At 73.8% G+C, this 19,003-nt stretch carries 8 protein-coding genes; 5 read left to right on the top strand and 3 right to left on the bottom strand.

Features of this window, described 5'->3' with window-relative positions; all coding sequences use genetic code 11:
- Together HW837_RS49470 and HW837_RS47135 are read left to right on the top strand one after the other, a co-directional pair.
- On the top strand, positions 1-11,133 hold the full coding sequence (locus HW837_RS49470) for an SDR family NAD(P)-dependent oxidoreductase (protein ID WP_408994923.1): 11,133 nt from the start codon (positions 1-3) through the stop codon (positions 11,131-11,133).
- Positions 11,134-11,277: 144 nt separating this feature from the next.
- On the top strand, positions 11,278-12,345 hold the full coding sequence (locus HW837_RS47135) for a hypothetical protein (protein ID WP_193382162.1): 1,068 nt from the start codon (positions 11,278-11,280) through the stop codon (positions 12,343-12,345).
- Positions 12,346-12,570: 225 nt separating this feature from the next.
- On the opposite strand, the gene HW837_RS47130 is transcribed toward HW837_RS47135, so the two are convergent.
- Genes HW837_RS47130 through HW837_RS47120 form a run of 3 tightly spaced genes read right to left on the bottom strand, consistent with a single transcriptional unit; the run spans position 12,571 to position 16,057 of the window.
- Positions 12,571-13,548 (bottom strand): Gfo/Idh/MocA family protein, encoded by a 978-nt coding sequence (locus HW837_RS47130; protein WP_060886940.1) that lies wholly within the window; start codon positions 13,546-13,548, stop codon positions 12,571-12,573.
- Positions 13,545-14,873: an NDP-hexose 2,3-dehydratase family protein gene (locus HW837_RS47125; RefSeq protein ID WP_193382161.1), complete on the bottom strand. Its 1,329-nt coding sequence runs from the start codon at positions 14,871-14,873 to the stop codon at positions 13,545-13,547. Before HW837_RS47125 ends, HW837_RS47130 begins: the two co-directional genes overlap by 4 nt.
- On the bottom strand, positions 14,867-16,057 hold the full coding sequence (locus HW837_RS47120; RefSeq protein ID WP_064744227.1) for a cytochrome P450: 1,191 nt from the start codon (positions 16,055-16,057) through the stop codon (positions 14,867-14,869). The genes HW837_RS47125 and HW837_RS47120 overlap by 7 nt, the downstream gene beginning before the upstream one ends.
- A 313-nt stretch (positions 16,058-16,370) precedes the next feature.
- On the opposite strand from HW837_RS47120, the gene rfbA reads away from it, so the two are divergent.
- From rfbA to HW837_RS47105, 3 genes are all read left to right on the top strand, one after another.
- Positions 16,371-17,279, top strand: a complete 909-nt coding sequence (rfbA, locus tag HW837_RS47115; RefSeq protein ID WP_045558313.1) for a glucose-1-phosphate thymidylyltransferase RfbA — start codon at positions 16,371-16,373, stop codon at positions 17,277-17,279.
- A complete protein-coding gene (gene rfbB / locus HW837_RS47110) occupies positions 17,276-18,232 on the top strand; it encodes a dTDP-glucose 4,6-dehydratase (protein WP_060886937.1) in 957 nt (318 codons plus the stop codon). Before rfbA ends, rfbB begins: the two co-directional genes overlap by 4 nt.
- A 67-nt stretch (positions 18,233-18,299) precedes the next feature.
- On the top strand, positions 18,300-18,917 hold the full coding sequence (locus HW837_RS47105; RefSeq protein WP_193382160.1) for a dTDP-4-dehydrorhamnose 3,5-epimerase family protein: 618 nt from the start codon (positions 18,300-18,302) through the stop codon (positions 18,915-18,917).
- The last annotated feature ends 86 nt before the right edge of the window (positions 18,918-19,003 follow it).

The raw sequence follows: 19,003 nt of genomic DNA, 5'->3' as shown, positions 1-19,003 counted from the left end.
CTGAGGCCCACCCCGACCGCCCCGTCCTGCCGCGTCCCCCACACCGATCTGGAGTCGACCATGACCGAGGACAAGCTCCGCACCTATCTGCGGCGGGTCACGGCGGAGTTGCAGCAGACCCGCGACCGGCTGCGCGAGTCCCAGGACAAGGGGCGCGAGCCGCTGGCCGTCATCGGCATGGCGTGTCGTCTGCCCGGCGGCGCCGACTCGCCCGAGAAGCTGTGGCAGCTCGTCGCCGACGAGGTGGACGCCGTCGGCGGACTGCCCACCGACCGTGGCTGGGATCTCGACGACCTCTACGATCCCGACCCCGACAAGCCGGGCAAGACCTACACGCGGGACGGCGCGTTCCTCTACGACGCCGGTGACTTCGACCCCGCCCTGTTCGGGATCTCGCCGCGCGAGGCCCTCGCGATGGACCCCCAGCAGCGACTGCTCCTGGAGACGTCCTGGGAGGCGGTCGAACGGGCCCGGATCGACCCGTTGTCGCTGCGCGGCAGCCGCACCGGAGTTTTCGTCGGCGGCCTGCCCACCGGCTACGGCGCCCTGCTCATGGACTCCGTCGAGGACCAGGGCTACGCCATCACCGGCGGCACCGGCAGCGTGATGTCCGGTCGGGTCTCGTACTCCCTGGGGCTGCAGGGCCCGGCGGTCACCGTCGACACCGCGTGTTCCTCCTCCCTCGTCGCCCTGCACCTCGCGGGCCAGTCGCTGCGCCAAGGCGACTGCTCCCTGGCCCTGGCCGCCGGGGTGGGCATCCTCGCGACCCCGGCGGGTTTCGTCATCTTCGCCCGCCAGCGCGGCCTCTCCGCCGACGGCCGCTGCAAGGCCTTCGCGAACGCCGCCGACGGCATCGGCTGGGGCGAGGGCGCCGCCGTCGTCCTCCTCGAACGCCTCTCCGACGCGCGCCGCAACGGACATCCCGTACTGGCCGTGCTGCGGGGCTCGGCGGCCAACCAGGACGGCGCCTCGAACGGCCTGAGCGCCCCCAACGGTCCTGCCCAACAGCGGGTGATCCGGCAGGCATTGACGAACGCGGGCCTCACCCCGTCCGACGTGGACGCGGTGGAGGCGCACGGCACCGGCACCCGTCTGGGCGATCCGATCGAGGCGCAGGCGCTGCTGGCGGCCTACGGCCAGAACCGTGAACGGCCGCTGTACGTGGGGTCGTTGAAGTCGAACATCGGGCATACGCAGGCGGTGTCCGGCGTGGCCGGTGTGATCAAGACGGTGCTGGCGCTGCGGCACGGGGTGCTGCCGAAGACGCTGCACGTGGACGAGCCGTCCAGGGAGGTCGACTGGTCGGCGGGCGCCGTGGAACTGCTGACGGAGGCCCGCGAGTGGCCGGAGGCGGGGCGCCCGAGGCGGGCCGGTGTGTCGTCGTTCGGGATCAGCGGCACCAATGTGCACGTACTCCTGGAGGAGGCCCCGGAGCCAGCCCCGGCCACCGGGCCTGTCCCGGCCATCGAGGCCCCCGAGGCCGCCCCGGACGCCCCCACGAACGGGCGCGGCCGCCGGGCAGGCAGGGACGGCGACGGCAGCGGACCTGGCGACGGCAGCGGGCCCGGCGGTGACGACGTGCCGAGCCGTCCCGTGAACCAGAGCCGCGCGCACGGGGCCGATCCCGACGACGCTCCGCAACTCGGCGGTGCTCCGCAGCCCGGGGACGCTCCGGGGCCCGGCCCCGCCACCGGCCCGCTCCCCTGGACGCTCTCCGCCGCCACCGCCGCCGCCCTGCGCGGCCAGGCCCACCGCCTCCTGGCCCACCTGACCGGGCACCCCACCGCCACCGCCGCCGACATCGGACACTCCCTCGCCACCACACGCGCCGCCCTCGCCCACCGCGCCGTCGTCCTCGCCGACTCCCGCGACGACCTCACGGACCGGCTGCGGGCCCTGGCCGAGGGCGACGACGCGCCCGGCCTGGTGACCGGCGAGAGTGGCCACGCCAAAGCCGTCTTCGTGTTCCCGGGGCAGGGCTCGCAGTGGCCCGGCATGGCGGTCGAACTGTGGGAGACGTCACCGGTCTTCGCCTCGCGGATGGCCGAGTGCGAGGAGGCGCTGTCGGCGTTCGTCGACTGGTCGCTGACCGAAGTCCTCACCGGGAGCCGCGAGTTGACGCGGGTCGACGTGGTCCAGCCCGTGCTGTGGGCGGTGATGGTGTCGCTTGCGGAGGTGTGGCGGTCGTACGGCGTGGAGCCGGCGGCGGTGGTCGGGCACTCCCAGGGCGAGATCGCGGCGGCGGTCGTCGCCGGAGCCCTGTCCCTCGAGGACGGCGCCCGGGTGGTCGCGCTGCGCGCGCAGGCGATCCTCGCGCTCTCCGGCCGGGGTGGCATGGTCTCCGTCCAACTCCCCGCCGACGAGGCACGCGAGGCGCTCGCACGCTGGGACGGGCGGATCGACCTCGCGGCGGTCAACGGCCCGGCCTCCGTCGTGGTCGCGGGCGACACCGGAGCCCTCGACGAACTGCTCTCCTGGGCCGACGAGACCGGGGTGCGGGCGCGCCGCATCGCCGTGGACTACGCCTCGCACTCCTCCCATGTGGACGCGATCCGCGAGGAGTTGGCGGAGCTGCTGAGCCCCGTGGCACCGGCGTCGTCGCGGGTGGCGTTCCACTCCTGCGTCTCCGGCGGCCGTCTCGACACGGCCGGGCTCGACGGCGCGTACTGGTTCCGCAATCTCCGGCAGCCGGTGCGGTTCGAGGAGACCACGCGCGCACTGCTGGAGCAGGGGCACAACCTCTTCGTCGAGGTCAGCCCGCACGCCGTGCTGACGGGCGCGGTGCAGGACACGGCCGAGGCCGCCGAACGCCAGGTCGCCGTCACCGGCACGCTCCGCCGGGGCGAGGGCGGCCCGCGTCGCATGCTGCTGTCCCTGGGCGAGGCGTACGTGTGCGGGGCGCCCGTCGACTGGCGGTCCTGCTTCGCCGGCACCGGTGCCCGGACCGTCGACCTGCCCACCTACGCCTTCCAGCACCAGCGGTTCTGGGCCGAGCCGCCCGCCCCCACCGGGGCCACGGCGGCCCGGGCCGTCGATGCCTGGCGGTACCGGGTGGCCTGGCGGCGGATCAACCCGGCCGCCGCCACCCCACCGTCGGGCCGATGGCTGGTGGTCGTCGCCGACGGCGACGGGGGAGAGGTGGCCGAGGCGCTGCGCACCGCAGGAGCCGAGGTGGACGTCGCCACGGCCCCCGACGGCCTTGTCGAGGGCGCGTACTCGGGGGTCGTGTCCCTCCTGGAGGCCGCCGACGACGCCCTCGTCCTCGTACGCCGTCTCCACGCCACCGGCGTGCACGCGCCGCTGTGGTGGCTGACGCGGGCCGGTGCCGCCGTTGCCACGAGCGATGCCGTACGCGGCACGGCCACGCAGCTGTGGGGACTCGGACAGGTCGTCGGCCTGGAACAGCCGGACCGGTGGGGCGGGTTGATCGACCTGCCCGCCACCTGGAGCGAGAGCACCCCCGCACTGCTGGCCGCCCTGCTGGCGGGGGCGGCGCGGGGCGAGGACCAGCTCGCGATCCGCGGATCCGCCGTCTACGCCCGACGGCTGGTGCGCGCACCCCTCACCGACCGTGGGCCCGTCCGGCCGTGGAAGCCGCGCGGCACCGTGCTCATCACGGGCGGCACCGGCGGGATCGCCGCCCACCTCGCCCGCCGACTGGCCGCCGAGGGCGCGGAACACCTGCTGCTGCTCAGCCGCCGCGGCGCGGCCGCAGCGGGAACCGAGGCACTCGCGGAGGAACTGCGGGCCCTGGGCGCGGAGGTGACGTTCGCGGCGTGCGACGTGGCCGACCGCGACGCCCTCGCCGCCGTCCTGGCCGCGACACCGGAGCGGTGGCCACTCACCGCCGTACTGCACACCGCAAGCTCCACGAGCTACGGACCAGTGCTCGACGTCGAGCCACGGGAGTTCGCCGACGGTACGGCGGCGAAGGTGCGGGGCGCGCGGAATCTGGACGAGCTGACGGCCGGTCTGGACCTGGACGCGTTCGTGCTGTTCTCCTCCGGCGCGGCGGTCTGGGGCAGTGCGGGCAACGGTACGTACGCGGCGGCCAACGCCTACCTCGACGGTCTCGCGCACGAGCGGCGCGCGCGTGGTCTGACGGCCACCTCCGTCGCCTGGGGCGGCTGGGCCGACGGCGGCATGCTGGACAGCTTCCCCGGGCTCGCCGGACAACTGGAACGCATGGGGGTCCGGCCGATGCGGCCGGAGTCGGCCGTCGACGTCCTGTGGGAGGCCGTCGAGCGGGGCGAGACCACGCTGACCGTGAGCGACATGGACTGGGAGCGGTTCGCCCCCGTCTACGCGCTCGCCCGCCGCCGTCCGCTGATCGAGGAGATCCCCGAGGCCGCCCGCGCCCTGCGCGGCGACCGGCCCGACACCGACGGCGCGAGCGACGGCGACGGCACCGCCGCCGGACGGCTGCGCGCCACCCTCACCGCCCTGAGCGAGCCCGAACGGCGTGCCGCCCTGCTGGAGTTGGTGCGGTCACGCGCCGCGTCGGTGCTGGGTCACGCGGACGCGGCGGAGCTCGCCGCCCACCGCCCGTTCAAGGACCTCGGGTTCGACTCACTGACGGCGACCGAACTCCGCAACCGGCTCAACGCGGCCACCGGCCTCCGGCTCCCCGCCACCCTCGTCTTCGACCACCCCACCCCCACCGCCCTGGCGACCCGCCTGCGCGAGGAACTCCTCGGCGGCACCGACGCGACCACCGCCCCGCCGCCCGCGACACGGGCGCCGGACGACGATCCGCTGGCCGTCGTCGGCATGGCCTGCCGCTACCCCGGCGGCGTCCGCGGCCCCGAGGACCTGTGGCGGCTCGTCACCGAGGGCTCCGACGAGATGGCGGACTTCCCGACCGACCGGGGCTGGGAGGCCCTGTCCCTGTACGACCCCGGACGGCAGACCGCCCTCGCCGGACAAGGGGCCTTCCTCTACGACGCGGGCGACTTCGACGCCGAGTTCTTCGGGATCTCCCCGCGCGAGGCCCTCTCCATGGACCCGCAACAGAGACTGCTCCTGGAGACCTCCTGGGAGGCCCTCGAACGCACCGGCGTCGACCCGCTGTCCCTGCGCGGCAGCCGTACCGGCGTCTTCGTCGGCGGCACCCCCCAGGAGTACGGCGCCCTGCTGGTGAACTCCGCCTCCCTGGCGAGCGGTTACGCCCTGACCAGCTCGTCCGGCAGCGTCATGTCGGGCCGCGTGTCCTATGTCCTCGGACTGGAGGGCCCGGCGGTCACCGTGGACACGGCCTGCTCCTCGTCCCTGGTCGCCCTGCACCTGGCGGGACAGGCGCTGCGGGCGGGCGAGTGCGACCTCGCTCTCGCGGGCGGCGTCACCGTGATGTCCACCCCCGGAGCCTTCGCCGAGTTCGCCAACCAGGGCGGCCTCGCCCCCGACGGCCGCTGCAAGGCCTTCGCGGACGCCGCCGACGGCACCGGCTGGGGCGAGGGCGTCGGCATCGTCGTCCTCGAACGCCTCTCGGACGCACGGCGCAACGGCCACCGCGTCCTCGGCCTCGTCCGGGGCTCGGCGGTCAACCAGGACGGCGCGTCCAACGGTCTGACCGCCCCCAACGGTCCCTCACAACAGCGCGTCATCCAGGCGGCGTTGGCCGGGGCGGGACTGGCACCCTCCGATGTCGACGCGGTCGAGGCCCACGGCACCGGCACCCGCCTCGGCGACCCGATCGAGGCGCAGGCGCTGCTGGCGGCCTACGGCCGGGGCCGGGACGCCGACCGGCCCCTGTGGCTGGGCTCCGTCAAGTCGAACATCGGGCACACCCAGTACGCGGCGGGCGTCGCCGGGGTCATCAAGACCGTCCTGGCACTGCGCGAGGGCGTCCTGCCCCGCACCCTGCACGTCGACGAGCCCACCCGCCAGGTCGACTGGTCCGCCGGCACGGTACGCCTCCTGACCGACAGCCGCCCCTGGCCTGAGACGGGCCGCCCCCGCAGGGCCGCCGTATCCTCCTTCGGCATCAGCGGCACCAACGCCCACCTCATCCTCGAACAGGCCCCGGACGACCGGCCGTCGGAGCCCGCCCCGCCGCCCCACGACGCGCCGGGAGCCGAGGAGGCCGACACCCGGCCCCCGCAGTCGCCGCAGTGCACCGAGGCCCGAACCGCCGACGCATCCGACGACGCCGACCACCCACACCCCCCGAAGCCTGGCAACACCGAGCCCGCGACCCCACCCCCGACCCCGCCCGCCGTCCCCTGGCTCGTCTCCGGCCACACAGAAGCCGCGCTCCGCGCCCAGGCCGCCCGCCTCCTCGCCGACCTGCGCGAACGGCCCGGCACCGCACCCCTCGACATCGCCCGCTCCCTGGCCACGACCCGCAGCGCCCTCGCCCACCGCGCGGCCGTCGTCGCCGACACCGTGCCCGCCCTGCTCGACGGCCTCCAGTCGCTCGCCGAGGGCACACCGCCCGCCGCCGACGTCGTCCGGGGCGTCGTAAGGGAGGGCCCGCTCGCGATCGTCCTTCCCGGCCAGGGCTCCCAACGGCCAGGCATGGGCCGCGACCTGTACGCGCGCCACCCCGTGTTCGCGGCGGCCTTCGACGAGATCTGCGCCGCCTTCGACCCGCTGCTGGGCCGAACCCTGCGTGACGTCGTGTTCTCGAAGGACCCGGAACGCGCGGCGGAGCTGAACCGGACCGAGTTCACACAGCCGGCGCTCTTCGCCGTGGAGACGGCGCTGTACCGGCTGCTGGAGAGCTGGGGTGTCCGCCCGGACGCGTTGATCGGTCACTCCGTCGGCGAACTCGTCGCCGCCCATGTCGCCGGTGTCTGGTCGCTGCCCGACGCCTGCCGGGTGGTCGCCGCCCGCAGCCGTCTGATGCAGGCGCTGCCCGTCGGCGGCACGATGCTCGCGGTCGAGGCCGACGAGAGCGAGGTCGTGGCCGTGCTCGCCGCCCACACCGACCGCAGCGTCGGCATCGCCGCCGTCAACGGCCCCTCCTCGATCGTCGTGTCCGGTCCGGAGAACGCCGTCCTGGACGCCGCGGCGGAGTTCGTCGGGCGCGGCTACCGCACCAGGATGCTCACGGTCAGCCACGCCTTCCACTCCCCGCTCATGGAGCCCATGCTCGCGGACTTCGCAGCCGCACTGGCCCAGGTCGACTTCCACGAGCCGACCCTGCCCGTCATCTCCAACGTCACGGGCACCCCCGCCGCCGCCCGCGACCTGTGCGCCCCCGCCTACTGGGTGCGGCACGTCCGGGACGCCGTCCGGTTCGCCGACGGTGTGCGCACCCTGCTCGACCGGGGCGTACGCACCTTCCTGGAGGCCGGCCCCGGTGGCGCCCTGACCGCGATGGCCGCCGGAACCGCCGCCGACCACACCCGGTCCACCGTGACCTGCCTGGCCGCCCTGCGCGACGGCGACCGCGGTGAGGCCGACGCGCTCGTCACGGCCCTCGCCCGGCTCGCCGTCGGGGGCACGCCCGTCGCCTGGCAGGCGTACTTCGCGGGCGGCGACGCCCGCACCGTCCCCCTGCCGACCTACGCCTTCCAGCACCAGCGGTACTGGCTGCGCGTGCTCGGCGGCGGCGGAGCCCGCGCCGGCCGGGAGGCGGCGTCCGTCGGCCTGAGCGCGGCGGGGCACCCCCTGCTCGGGGCCGTCACCGCGCTGCCCGGTTCCGGCGGACTGCTCTTCACCGGCCGACTCGACGTCACCGACCACCCCTGGCTGGCGGAACACGCGCTGGGCGGCACCCCGGTCCTGCCCGGTACCGCCCTCGTCGACCTGGCCCTGCACGCCGGTGGCCACACCGGCTGCGACCGGCTCGACGAACTCGTCATCCACGCGCCCCTGCCGCTGCCCCACACGGGCGGCGTCGCCCTCCACCTGACCGTCGACGCCGAGGACACCGACGGACGACGGCCGTTCACCCTCCACGCCCGGCCCGACGACGGCCCCGAAGAGCCATGGACCCGGCACGCCACCGGTGTGCTCGCCCCCGCACCGCTCACTACCCCGGCCCCGGACAACACCCCCTGGCCGCCGCCCGGCGCCCGACGCGTTCCCCTGGACGACTTCTACTCCGCGACCGCCGAGGCGGGCCTGGACTACGGCCCTGCCTTCCAGGGCCTGACCGCCCTCTGGCAGGCGGACGGCGCACTCCACGCCCACGTCGCCCTGCCCGACGCCGACGATCCGGAGGGCGAGACCACCCCCGGCCGCGGCGAGGACGGCCACGCCCTGCACCCCGCCCTCCTCGACGCCGCCCTCCAGCCGCTCGCCCTCGGCATCCTCGGCGCGGACCGGACCGCCTCCACGGCAGTCCCCGCCGGACTGCCCTTCGCCTGGTCGGGCGTACGGCTGCACGCGACCGGCGCGGCAGAGCTGCACGTCAGGCTCACCCCCACGGACGACGGCGGGGTCAGCGTCCGGGCCACCACACCCGACGGCCTGCCCGTCCTGGACATCGCCACCCTGACCCTGCGCGCCCCCGCGCCGGTCCAGGCCGCCCGGTCCGCACAGCCACGCACCGAGCCCCTGTACCGCCTGGAGTGGCCCGCGGTGCCCCTCTCCACCGCCCCCGCGCCCGATGGCTGGGGCATGCTCGGCCTCGACCCGCGTGAACTGCGCCCCCGGCTGGCCGCCGCGATCGGCGAGGACGTCGTCCCGTACCTCGACCGCGGCGCCCTCACCGAGACGATCGACACCGGTGGTCCCGCGCCCGCCACCGTGGTCGTCCTCTGCGACCCGCCCGGCCACGACGACGCCGGAGCCGACGCCCACGTGGCGACCGGGCGCACCCTCGATCTGCTGCGCCCCTGGCTCGCCGAGGAGCGGCTGGCCGGCACCCGGCTGGTCCTCGTCACCCACGGGGCCGTCGCCACGGGCCCGGACGACCCCGGCCCCGCCCCCGGCGCCGCCGCCGTATGGGGTCTGGCCCGGAGCGCGCAGACGGAACACCCCGACCGTGTGGTCCTGGTCGACCTCGACGACGCGGACACCTCCCTGGTCGCCCTGCCGGGCGCCCTGGCCACCGGAGAACCCCAACTCGCCCTGCGCCACGGCAAGGCCCGCGTCCCCCGGCTCACCCCGCTGCCGCCGAGCGCACCGCCGACCGCCCCGGAACCCGCCGGGACACCGCGAGGAACCTCCCCCCATGACACCTCCCGCGCGACCCCCCACGGCACCGTCCTAGTCACCGGCGCCACCGGAGCCCTCGGCACGCTGGTCGCCCGGCACCTCGTGACCCGCCACGGTGTACGTCAGCTCCTGCTGGCCGGCCGACGAGGACCGGCGGCGCCCGGCGCGGACGAACTGGTCGCCGAACTCACCGAGGCCGGAGCCCGCGTCACCTTCGCGGCCTGCGACGTGGCCGACCGCGACGCCCTCGCCCGGCTGCTGGCGGACATCCCCGCCGAGCATCCCCTCACCGGGGTCGTCCACCTCGCCGGCGTCGTCGACGACGGCCTGCTCGGCGACCTGACCACCGAGCGCCTCGACGCCGTACTCCGCCCCAAGGCGGACGCGGCCTGGCACCTCCACGAGCTGACGGCGGACCTCGATCTCACCGCCTTCGTGCTGTTCTCCTCCGCCGCCGGGGTGCTCGGCAGCCCGGGCCAGGCCAACTACGCCGCCGCCAACGCCTTCCTCGACGCCCTGGCCCAGCACCGCCGCTCACAGGGCCTGGTCGGTCTCGCGCTGGCCTGGGGCCCCTGGCAGGGCACCGGCGGCATGGCCGACGCCCTCGACACCGGCGACCGGGCCCGGCTGGAGGGCAGCGGACTCCGGCCGTTCACCGCCGAGACGGGACTGGCCGCCCTCGACCACGCCCTGACGGCAGCGGACGACGCCCTCCTCGTGCCGCTCCGCCTCACCCCCGGCGCCGCCTCCTTCCCCGCCGACCGGATCCCGGCCGTCCTGCGCGCCCTGGTGCGCGGTACGGTGCCCCGCCGGACCACGGTCCGACGCGACGAAGGGGTCGGCGCCACCGCCCTCGCCGCGCTCGACCCGGCCGCGCGCGAGAGCGCGCTGCTGGACCTGGTGTGCGCGCAGGCCGCCCGGGTCCTCGGCCACGGCGGCACCGACGCCTTCACCCCGGACCGGGCCTTCGGCGAGCTGGGCTTCGACTCGCTCACCTCCGTGGAACTCCGCAACCGGCTCGCCACCACCACCGGACTACGACTGCAACCCACCCTCGTCTTCGACCACCCCACCCCCGGGGACCTGGCCGCCGCCCTGAACCGTCGGTTCACCACGCCCGCGCCGGACGCGGCACCCGCGCGGGCGGCCGCCCCCGCCGACCCGCCGGACCCGACCACCGCCGTGGCCCACGCCGTCGAGGCCCTCTACCGCCACGCCGTCACCGTCGGCCGCTACGACCAGGCCGGCAAGGTCCTCATGAATTCCGCCGGGCTGCGCCCCGCCTTCACCTCGCCCGACACGGTCGGCAAGGCACCGGGACTGGTCAAACTCGGCGAAGGCGCCGCCGGCCACCCGGCCCTCGTCGGCCTGCCGTCCACCTCGGTGTGGGCCAGCGACCAGGAGTTCGTCGCCCTCGCGAGGCCGCTGCGCGGGCTGCGGGACACCCACTCGCTGATGATGCCGGGCTTCGTCGCCGACGAACTGGTCGCCGGCAACGTGGAGGCGGCGGTCGACCACGCGGCCCGCACCATCGTCCGAGCCCTGGACGGCGCCCCGTTCGCCCTCGCCGGCCGTTCCTCCGGCGGCTCGCTCGCCTACGCGGTGGCCGCCCGCCTCGAAGAACTCGGCACTCCCGCGACCGGTGTCGTCATGCTGGACACCTATGTGGCCGGCACCCCGCAGACCGACTACATCGTCCACGCCATGGAGTCGCGTTCCCTCGAACGCGAGGCCGAGTTCGGCCGGATGACCGGCCTGCGGCTCACCGCCATGGCCTCGTACTTCTCGCTCTTCGAGACCTGGCGACCGCGCCCCCTCACCACCCCCGCGCTCCTGGTCCGCGCCTCCGAGATGATCGCCGTCGACCCCGACCACCCGCACAGGAGCCCCGAGGAGTGGCAGTCCGTCTGGCCCGTCCCCCTGGACGTGATGGACGTACCCGGCGACCACCACTCGATGATCGAGGAACACGGGGAGACCACCGCACGCACCGTCCACGACTGGCTGACCGCCCACGACGGCTGAGCACCGACGCGAGGAAGCACCCCGCGACGCGTTCCGGCAGCCCGGAACCTGGTGGATTCCCCGCCCGCAGTCCGGAAACCCGGTGGATTCCCCGCCCGCGGGCGAGACACAATCCCCCGGGAACCGGGGCCAGGGGGAGCTTGTTTGGACGTGTTCGAGTGTGCCGCGTGCGGTACGGAGCTGACGGCGCCGGTGTCCCGGGTCGCCCTCCCCGGCCACACGTACTACGGCGGGTGGGAGGAACTCCACCCTCCGTTGATGGAGCCCGCGACGTACGCGGTCGACCCCCTGCCCACCGGACCGCCCTGGCGGTCGTGGGAGGAGGTCGGGGCGGACGAGGCCGCTCGGCGGGGTGTGTTCGCGCCGGTCTACCGGGTGTCCTTCGGAGCGCGCGACAGGATCGTCATCGCCCCCGGCGACTCCCGGTCCATGACCCTGATCCCCGACAGGTGCGAGGGCTACTGCCGGGGCGTGGACGGCAGGGCCGGCCCCAACCTGGCGTGCGAGGGGTGCGGACGGGCCGTGGCGACCCGCATGGACGACTGCGGAATGTGGCAGACGGTGTGGCTGGAGCCCGACACGGTCGTACGTCGCCCCTCGGGACTCACGGCAGGCCCGCCTCCCGACTGGGACGATCTGCTGCGCGCCGAGCACCGCGTGCCGCCCGTCGAACCCGACGGATCGTGGAGCCGTCGCTGGGAGGCGGCGATCGGTGTCGCACTGGCCCATCTCGTGGCGGTCACCGAGGGCCACCCGGTGCGTCTCCCCGCCGGTCCCGTCGCCGAGTTGCTCGGCCACGCCGTCGGCCGGTACCTCCCCGCCGGGCCCGATCCCCGCTCCGTGGGGCCGGCCGGCCCGGGGATCCACCTGCCCCGGCCCCGTCCCGATGTCCTCCTCGTCCCCCGCCACCCCCTCACGGGAGCGCCCTGGCGGCCGCCGGGCGACGAGGAGGCCGTGGTGCCGTTGGACAGCGGCGTCTGGGCCTACCTCGTCCACCCGGGTGAGACCTCGCCGATGCCCGCGACAGGGGTTCTCCCGGAGGGCGTCCTGCGTGACGACTACCCTCTGCCGCCGCGCCCGTTGGACCGTCTGACGCCCCACCACCAGGCCTTCGGGGCCACCTTGGCCCGGCTGCCCGCCGTGCGCTCACCCCGGTTGCGTGACTACCTCGAGAAACACCGTCCTGGCCTGCCCCGTGTCGCGTCGGGCTGACCTGAGAACACCGCCCGGACGGGAGGCGCCGCCGGATGGTGGGGGCGCCTAGGGCGTGTTGCGAAAGTCCCGCCTGCCTCGCGACGCCATGCACGCACTCTCGCCGCACCGGGCGAAAGCCCAAGTACATCCAGTACGAGGGCTTCCGCCCGGCACGCCGAGAGCACGCACCTGACGCCGCGAGGCCCGCCCTTCGGGCGAACGACGGGACTTTCGCAACACGCCCTAGCGGATCACCCGCGCACACGCCCGGACCCGGTCCACCAGGTCGGCCATGGCGAGGAGTTCCTCCGCCCCGTCCCGTGGCGGCACACCGTCCAGCACGGCCGCCGCGAAGCCGCGGACGACGGCCCCGTACTGGTCGTCGGCCGGCAGCGTGACCTCCTGGACGAGGTCCTGCTTCTCCAGCCGGACGACGGGACGGTGGGTCGGTGGTGGGGTGAAGGCGCGGTCCAGGAAGATCCGGCCGGCGCTGCCCCACAGGGCGTAGCAGCAGCGGTACGCGTGCTCGAACCCGAACGACAGCTCGGCGGTGACCCCGTCCGGGGTGGTGAGCAGGACATGGCCCGCCACGTCCACGCCGAGCGCCGGGTCGATCCGCGACACCGCGCCGACCGGCTCGAGTCGGGGACCGAGCAGCAGTCGCGCCGCCCGCAGCGGGTACACGCCGACGTCGAGCAGGGCGCCTCCGCCGAGGTCGGCGCGGTGACGGATGTCGCCGGCCGGCAGCGGGGGAATGCCGAACGCGGCGCTGAGGGAACGCACCTGGCCGATCTCGCCCTTCGCGACGAGCCGCCGTACCTCCTCGTGCTGGCGGTGGTGGACGAACATGAGGTTCTCCATCAGGCACAACCCGGCGCCACGGGCCGTGCCGAGCATCTCCACGGCCTCGGCCCGGCTGGTCGCGAGCGGCTTCTCCACCAGGACGTGCAACCCGCGGCGCAGCGCCTCGACGGCCCACCGCGCGTGCAGACCGGTGGGCAGCGGGATGTACACGGCGTCGAGGTCGGTCCGGGCGAGCAGTGCCTCGTACCCCTCGACGGGTTCCCCGCCGAAGCGGTCGGTGAACCGGCGCGCCTTGGCCGCGTTCCGGCCGGCCACCGCCACCAGCCGTGTTCTCGGTTCCGCGACGATCGCGGGCAGCATCCGCCGCCAGGCGATGTCCGCGCAGCCGAGTACGCCGACACGGACGGGGGCGCTCATCCGATGGCCTCCGCGCACGCCACGAGGGTGCGCGCCTCGATGTTGACGTAGTGGCTGTGCCGCAGCAGTTCCTTCAGCTGCCTCACCGTCATCCAGCAGTACCGGGGCGGCACGTCCGTCGGGAAGTCGTCGTCCAGCTCGGCGATCACATACCGGTTCTCCGCGGCGAAGAACCGTCCGCCCTCCTCGGACTGGAGACGGTCGTAGCGGATCCGGTCGGGGGGGAGGGCGTGGAACAGGTCGAGAAGGGGCGGGCGTCGCTCGGGCGGCAGAGAGGCCTGCTCGTCCGGCACGCACATCACGGTGGGGCCGATCTCCAGCCTGTCCAGGCAGCCCTCCTGGGCCTGCGCCTGCATCAGGTAGTGCGGGACGCCTCCGAACCGGCGGCGGAGCAGGACCGCGAGCCCCCGGGCGCAGGGGGCCAGCATCGGCTGGGTCCACGACGGCACCTCACGGTGCGGCGCGGTGACGTCCACGGCGATGATGCGGAAGCGCCCGCCCGCGTCGTGCGCGATCTCGGTCGCGGTCCGGGTCCAGCCGGTGACACGGTCGAGCGGGACGACGCCGGCCGTCAGCTCGCAGCGTGTCTTGGCCTCGGTGAACCAGCTCGACAGCTCCGTCATGGAGTGCAGGGCGCCGCGCTCGCCGCCGGGGTGCTCGGGGGGCAGACACGACAGGACCGTACGGGCGTCCATGTTGACCAGGTTGTCGCGGTGGAGCAGGGTCCTGATCTCGTCGAGGGTGAGCCAGCGGAAGTCGTCGTGGACCGGTAGGTCCTCGTCCACCTCGACGATCATGTTGCGGTTCCGCTTGCGCAGGAACCAGGAGCCCTGTTCGGACTGGAGGACGTCGACCAGGACACGGCCCTGGCCCCGGCGGTCGGTGAAGTGCTCCAGATAGCGGACGGATCCGCCCCGGTGCACCCGTGTGTAGTTGCTGCGGGTCGCCTGCACGGTGGGGGAGAGCTGGATGCCGCCCACGTTGCCGGGTTCCGCCTTCGCCTGGAGCAGGAAGTGCCGCACTCCGTCGACGGTCCGCGCGAGGATGCCGAGGACGCCGATCTCCGGCTGGTCGATGATGGGCTGAGACCAGCCGTCCCGGCCCTCGGGGCCGGCCCCCCGCACGCACAGCCCCCGTACGCTGAAGAACCGGCCGGTGTGGTGCCGAAGATCGCCCGTGGCGGGGTCGAAGTCCCAGCCCGACAGCGCCGAGAACGGGATCGGCTCCACCCGCTGCTCGTTGACCCGGGCGCGTTCGGCGAACCAGTCGGCGAACTCCGCTTCCCCGAGCCGCCCGTTCGCCTCGGTCCGCGCCCCGATCACCATGTGACGGGCAGGCAGGCGGGACCGCGCAGCATTCCCCCGGTGAACGGGATGTCCTCCGCCGGGACGGCGAGCGCCAGCCGGGGGAAGCGCTGGAGCAACGACCCGAGGGAGACCTGGAGTTCCATCCGGGCGAGCTCGGCGCCGATACAGCGGTGGGCGCCGTGGCCGAAGATGAGATGCGGGTTCGGTGAGCGGTGGATGTCCATCTCGGTCGGGTCGTCGAACACGGCGGGATCGAGGTTGGCGGACTGCGTGTCGATGATCACGGCCTCGCCCTTGCGGATGGTGCCGGAGCCGAGTTCGACGTCGTCGACCGCGATCCGCACGAGACCGCCCGTGACCGACAGCGGCGCGAAGCGCAGCACCTCCTCGACCGCCGACGGGACGAGATCGGGCCTGGCCCGCAGCTCCGCCAGATGGTCGGGGCTGCGCAGCACGAGGGCCGCGCAGTTGGCGATCTCCTGGGCGCTGTTCTCGAACCCGCCCACCAGCAGGGCGAGGGCGAGGCCGACGAGCTCCTCCTCGCTGAGCCGGTCGTCGTCGTCACAGGCCGATACGAGCCGGCCGAGCAGATCCTCGGACGCGGTCCGCCGGCGCTCGGCGACCAGCGCGGTGATCATGGCCATGATCTCGCCGAACGCCGACTCCACCGCTGTCTGCTCGGTGCCGGTGAACATGGTGTGCGCCAGCTCACGGAAGGTGTCACTGCGGTCGTCGACCACGCCGAACAGGGCGCAGATCGCGAGGATGGGGAGCGGCTGGGCCAGCGCGGTCACCAGATCGGCGGGCGGCCCCTGCTCCTCCATGGCGTCGAGCAGCCGCGCCACCGACTCGACGACGCGTGGCCGCATCGCCTCGACACCGCGCTTGGTGAACGCCTGGGCGACCATCCGCCGCAGCCTGGTGTGCTCCGGCGGGTCCATGGTGACGATCGACGCGTCGTGCAGCATCACCGGCGACGACCGGGGAATGTCCACACCCGCCGTCGCGGCCCTGCTGAACCGGGGATCGGCCAGCACCGCCCGGACGTCCGCGTGCCGGGTGATCAGCCGCGCCTCCATGCCGTAAGCCATCCGGACGCGGGCCAGCGGCTCGTTCTCCTGGAGTTCTCGGTAGCAGGGAGGATATGCGAAGCCGACGGGTTCGGCCATCGGGAACCGGTGAATATTCGCAGCTACGTCCATTTCCTGACTCCCTGTCAAGTGCGCGAGCGTGAGAGGGCACAGTGAATGCGCTGCGAAGCTATCCGGCGCGGGCCGGGTCGAGTCGGTTCCGTTGCGTTTCTAGGGGTCGGGAGCCGGGTGGGCGCTCTGAACTAGGGGTTTGCGTAAGGGGGAGTACGCACTTTTAAGGGTCACCGCAGCCCCGTGGCCCTTCCCATTTCCCCTCACGAATGGAGAACATTCCCCTGCCTGTCCGTCGCGCCTTCGTGGTGCGGGACCGTTCTCGACGTGGGGAGTGAACAGAATTGTTTTCCCGATCGGTGTACGAGGCGCCATGAAAGGAATTGTCCTCGCGGGCGGGAACGGAACTCGACTACTGCCGCTGACGGCCGTCGGATCGAAACAGCTGGTGCCGGTCTACGACAAGCCGATGATCTATTACCCGCTCTCCATCCTCATGCTCACCGGTATCAGAGACATCCTCCTCGTCACCCGCCCCGCCGAACTCGACCTGTTCCGCGCCCTGCTGGGCGACGGCAGCCACCTGGGCATGACCATCGACTACGCCGTCCAGGACGAGCCGCGCGGCATCGCCGACGCCCTGCTGGTCGGCGCCGACCACATCACCGGCGGCGACTGCGCCCTGATCCTGGGCGACAACCTCTTCCACGGCGCCAACCTGCCCTCCCTGCTGCGCCGCAGCGCCCACCGCCTGCGCGGCTGCGTCCTCTTCGGCCACCAGGTCGCCGACCCGGAACGGTTCGGCGTCGCCGAGGTCGACGCCCGGGGCCGCCTTGTGTCCATCGAGGAGAAACCCGCCCGCCCCCGGTCCCACCTGGCCGTCCCCGGGCTCTACTTCTTCGACGACGAGGTCGTGGACATCGCCAAGGGCCTCACCCCCTCCGCCCGGGGCGAGCTGGAGATCACCGATGTCCTGCGCGCCTACATGGAACAGGACCGCGCCGACCTCGTCTGGCTGGGCCGGGGCGTCACCTGGCTCGACACCGGCACCCACGAAACCCTGCTGGAGGCCGCCCAGTTCGTCCGCGACGTGCAGCGACGCCAAGGGGTACGCATCGGCTGTGTCGAGGAGGTGGCCCTGTACCTGGGCTTCATCGACGCGGACGAGTGCCACCGGCTGGGCGCCGCCATGCGCCAGTCCCCCTACGGCCGCTACGTCATGGAACAGGCCCGTGCCCACACCCCGGACGCCTGGCCCCCGACCCTCCCGGAGGACCTGTGAACCTGCTCGTCACGGGCGGCGCCGGCTTCATCGGCTCCACCTACACCCGGATGCTGCTGGACGGGACCGCCGGCACCCTCGACGTCTCCCGGGTGACGGTGCTGGACAGCCTCACCTACGCGGGCCGGCTGGACAACCTCGACCTCGCCGACCCCCGGCTGACCTTCGTGCGGGGCGACATCTGCGACCCCGGGACCGTCGCCGAGGCCATGGCCGGCGCGGACCAGGTGGTGCACTTCGCGGCCGAGTCCCACGTCGACCGGTCCATCGAGGACGCCCACGCGTTCGCCCGCACCAATGTCGTCGGCACCCAGACCCTGCTGGACCAGGCACTGCGTCAGGGCGTGGACCGCTTCGTGCACGTCTCCACCGACGAGGTGTACGGCTCCGTCGAGACCGGCGCGCGGTCCGAGACCGACCCCCTCGACCCCAACTCGCCCTACGCCGCGTCCAAAGCCGCCTCCGACCTCCTCGCCCTGTCCTTCCACCGCACCCACGGCCTCGACGTCCGCGTCACCCGCTGCAGCAACAACTACGGCCCCCGTCAGCACCCCGAGAAGGTCGTCCCGCTGTTCGTGACCCGGCTGCTCACCGGCCGTGACGTGCCGCTGTACGGCGACGGCCGCAACGTCCGCGACTGGCTCCACGTCGAGGACCACTGCCGGGGCGTGGACGCCGTCCGGCTCAAGGGGCGGCCCGGCGAGATCTACAACATAGGCGGCGGCACCGAACTGACCAATCGCGAGCTCACCGGCCTGCTGCTGGACGCCTGCGGACGTGACTGGCATGCGGTGCGCCAGGTCCCTGACCGCAAGGGACACGACCTGCGCTACGCGATCCGCGACGACAAGGCACGCGCGGAGTGCGGCTATCGGCCCCGGGTCGACTTCGACGCCGGTCTCGCCCGGACCGTGGAGTGGTACCGCCGCCACAGGTCCTGGTGGGACCGCTGAGAGGCGGTCCCTCCCACCGAGTTCCCGTCCGCCGCAGTTCGCCGAGCGTCCCCACGGAGGGAAGTCCATGAAATACCGCGCACTGAAGGTCGAGGGTGCCTTCGCGTTCGAACCCGACGCCTTCCCCGACGAGCGGGGCAGATTCACCGCCCCCTTCCAGGAGAGCGTGTTCACCGCCGCTGTCGGCCATCCGTTCCCGGCGATCGGACAGGCCAACTGCAGCACCTCACGGCGCGACGTGCTCAGAGGCGTGCACTACACCCGTACCCCGCCCGGGACGGCGAAGTACGTCTACTGCGCCCACGGCAAGGCCCTGGACATCATGGTGGACCTCCGCGTCGGATCGCCCACCTTCATGGCCTGGGACGCGGTCACGCTCGACGCGGACCACCCGAGCGCCGTCTACTTCCCTCTCGGTGTCGGGCACGCCTTCCTCTCCCTGCGGGACGGCACGGCCATGTGCTACATGCTCTCGGGCGAGTACGTGGGCGACGACGAGTACGCCGTGTCGGCCCTGGACCCCGCCCTCGGACTGCCCCTGGGTGACACGCGCGACCTCGTCGTCTCCGCCCGCGACCGGGAGGCCCGCACCGCCTCCGAGGCCCAGGCCCTCGGTCTGCTGCCCCGCTACCAGGACTGCGTCGAGATCGAACGCGGCTCCGGCCGCGCGGCCCGGTTCCCTTGACCGGCCGCGTACGCGCGCAGCCGCCCACCGCCCCAGGAAAGGACACCCCCTTGACCTCCGCCACCTCCCGACCGGCGATGGCCTAC

The organism is Streptomyces caniscabiei (genome assembly GCF_014930365.1).
Classification (GTDB): domain Bacteria; phylum Actinomycetota; class Actinomycetes; order Streptomycetales; family Streptomycetaceae; genus Streptomyces; species Streptomyces caniscabiei.
This window is presented reverse-complemented; position numbering and strand designations above follow the sequence as displayed.

What these genes read in the sequence shown, in the direction of transcription:
- HW837_RS47125 (WP_193382161.1), bottom strand. Translation starts at nt 14,873, where the DNA reads ATGGTGATCGGGGCGCGGACCGAGGCGAACGGGCGGCTCGGGGAAGCG.
- HW837_RS47105 (WP_193382160.1), top strand. Translation starts at nt 18,300, where the DNA reads ATGAAATACCGCGCACTGAAGGTCGAGGGTGCCTTCGCGTTCGAACCC.
- HW837_RS47130 (WP_060886940.1), bottom strand. Translation starts at nt 13,548, where the DNA reads ATGAGCGCCCCCGTCCGTGTCGGCGTACTCGGCTGCGCGGACATCGCC.
- HW837_RS47120 (WP_064744227.1), bottom strand. Translation starts at nt 16,057, where the DNA reads ATGGACGTAGCTGCGAATATTCACCGGTTCCCGATGGCCGAACCCGTC.
- rfbA (WP_045558313.1), top strand. Translation starts at nt 16,371, where the DNA reads ATGAAAGGAATTGTCCTCGCGGGCGGGAACGGAACTCGACTACTGCCG.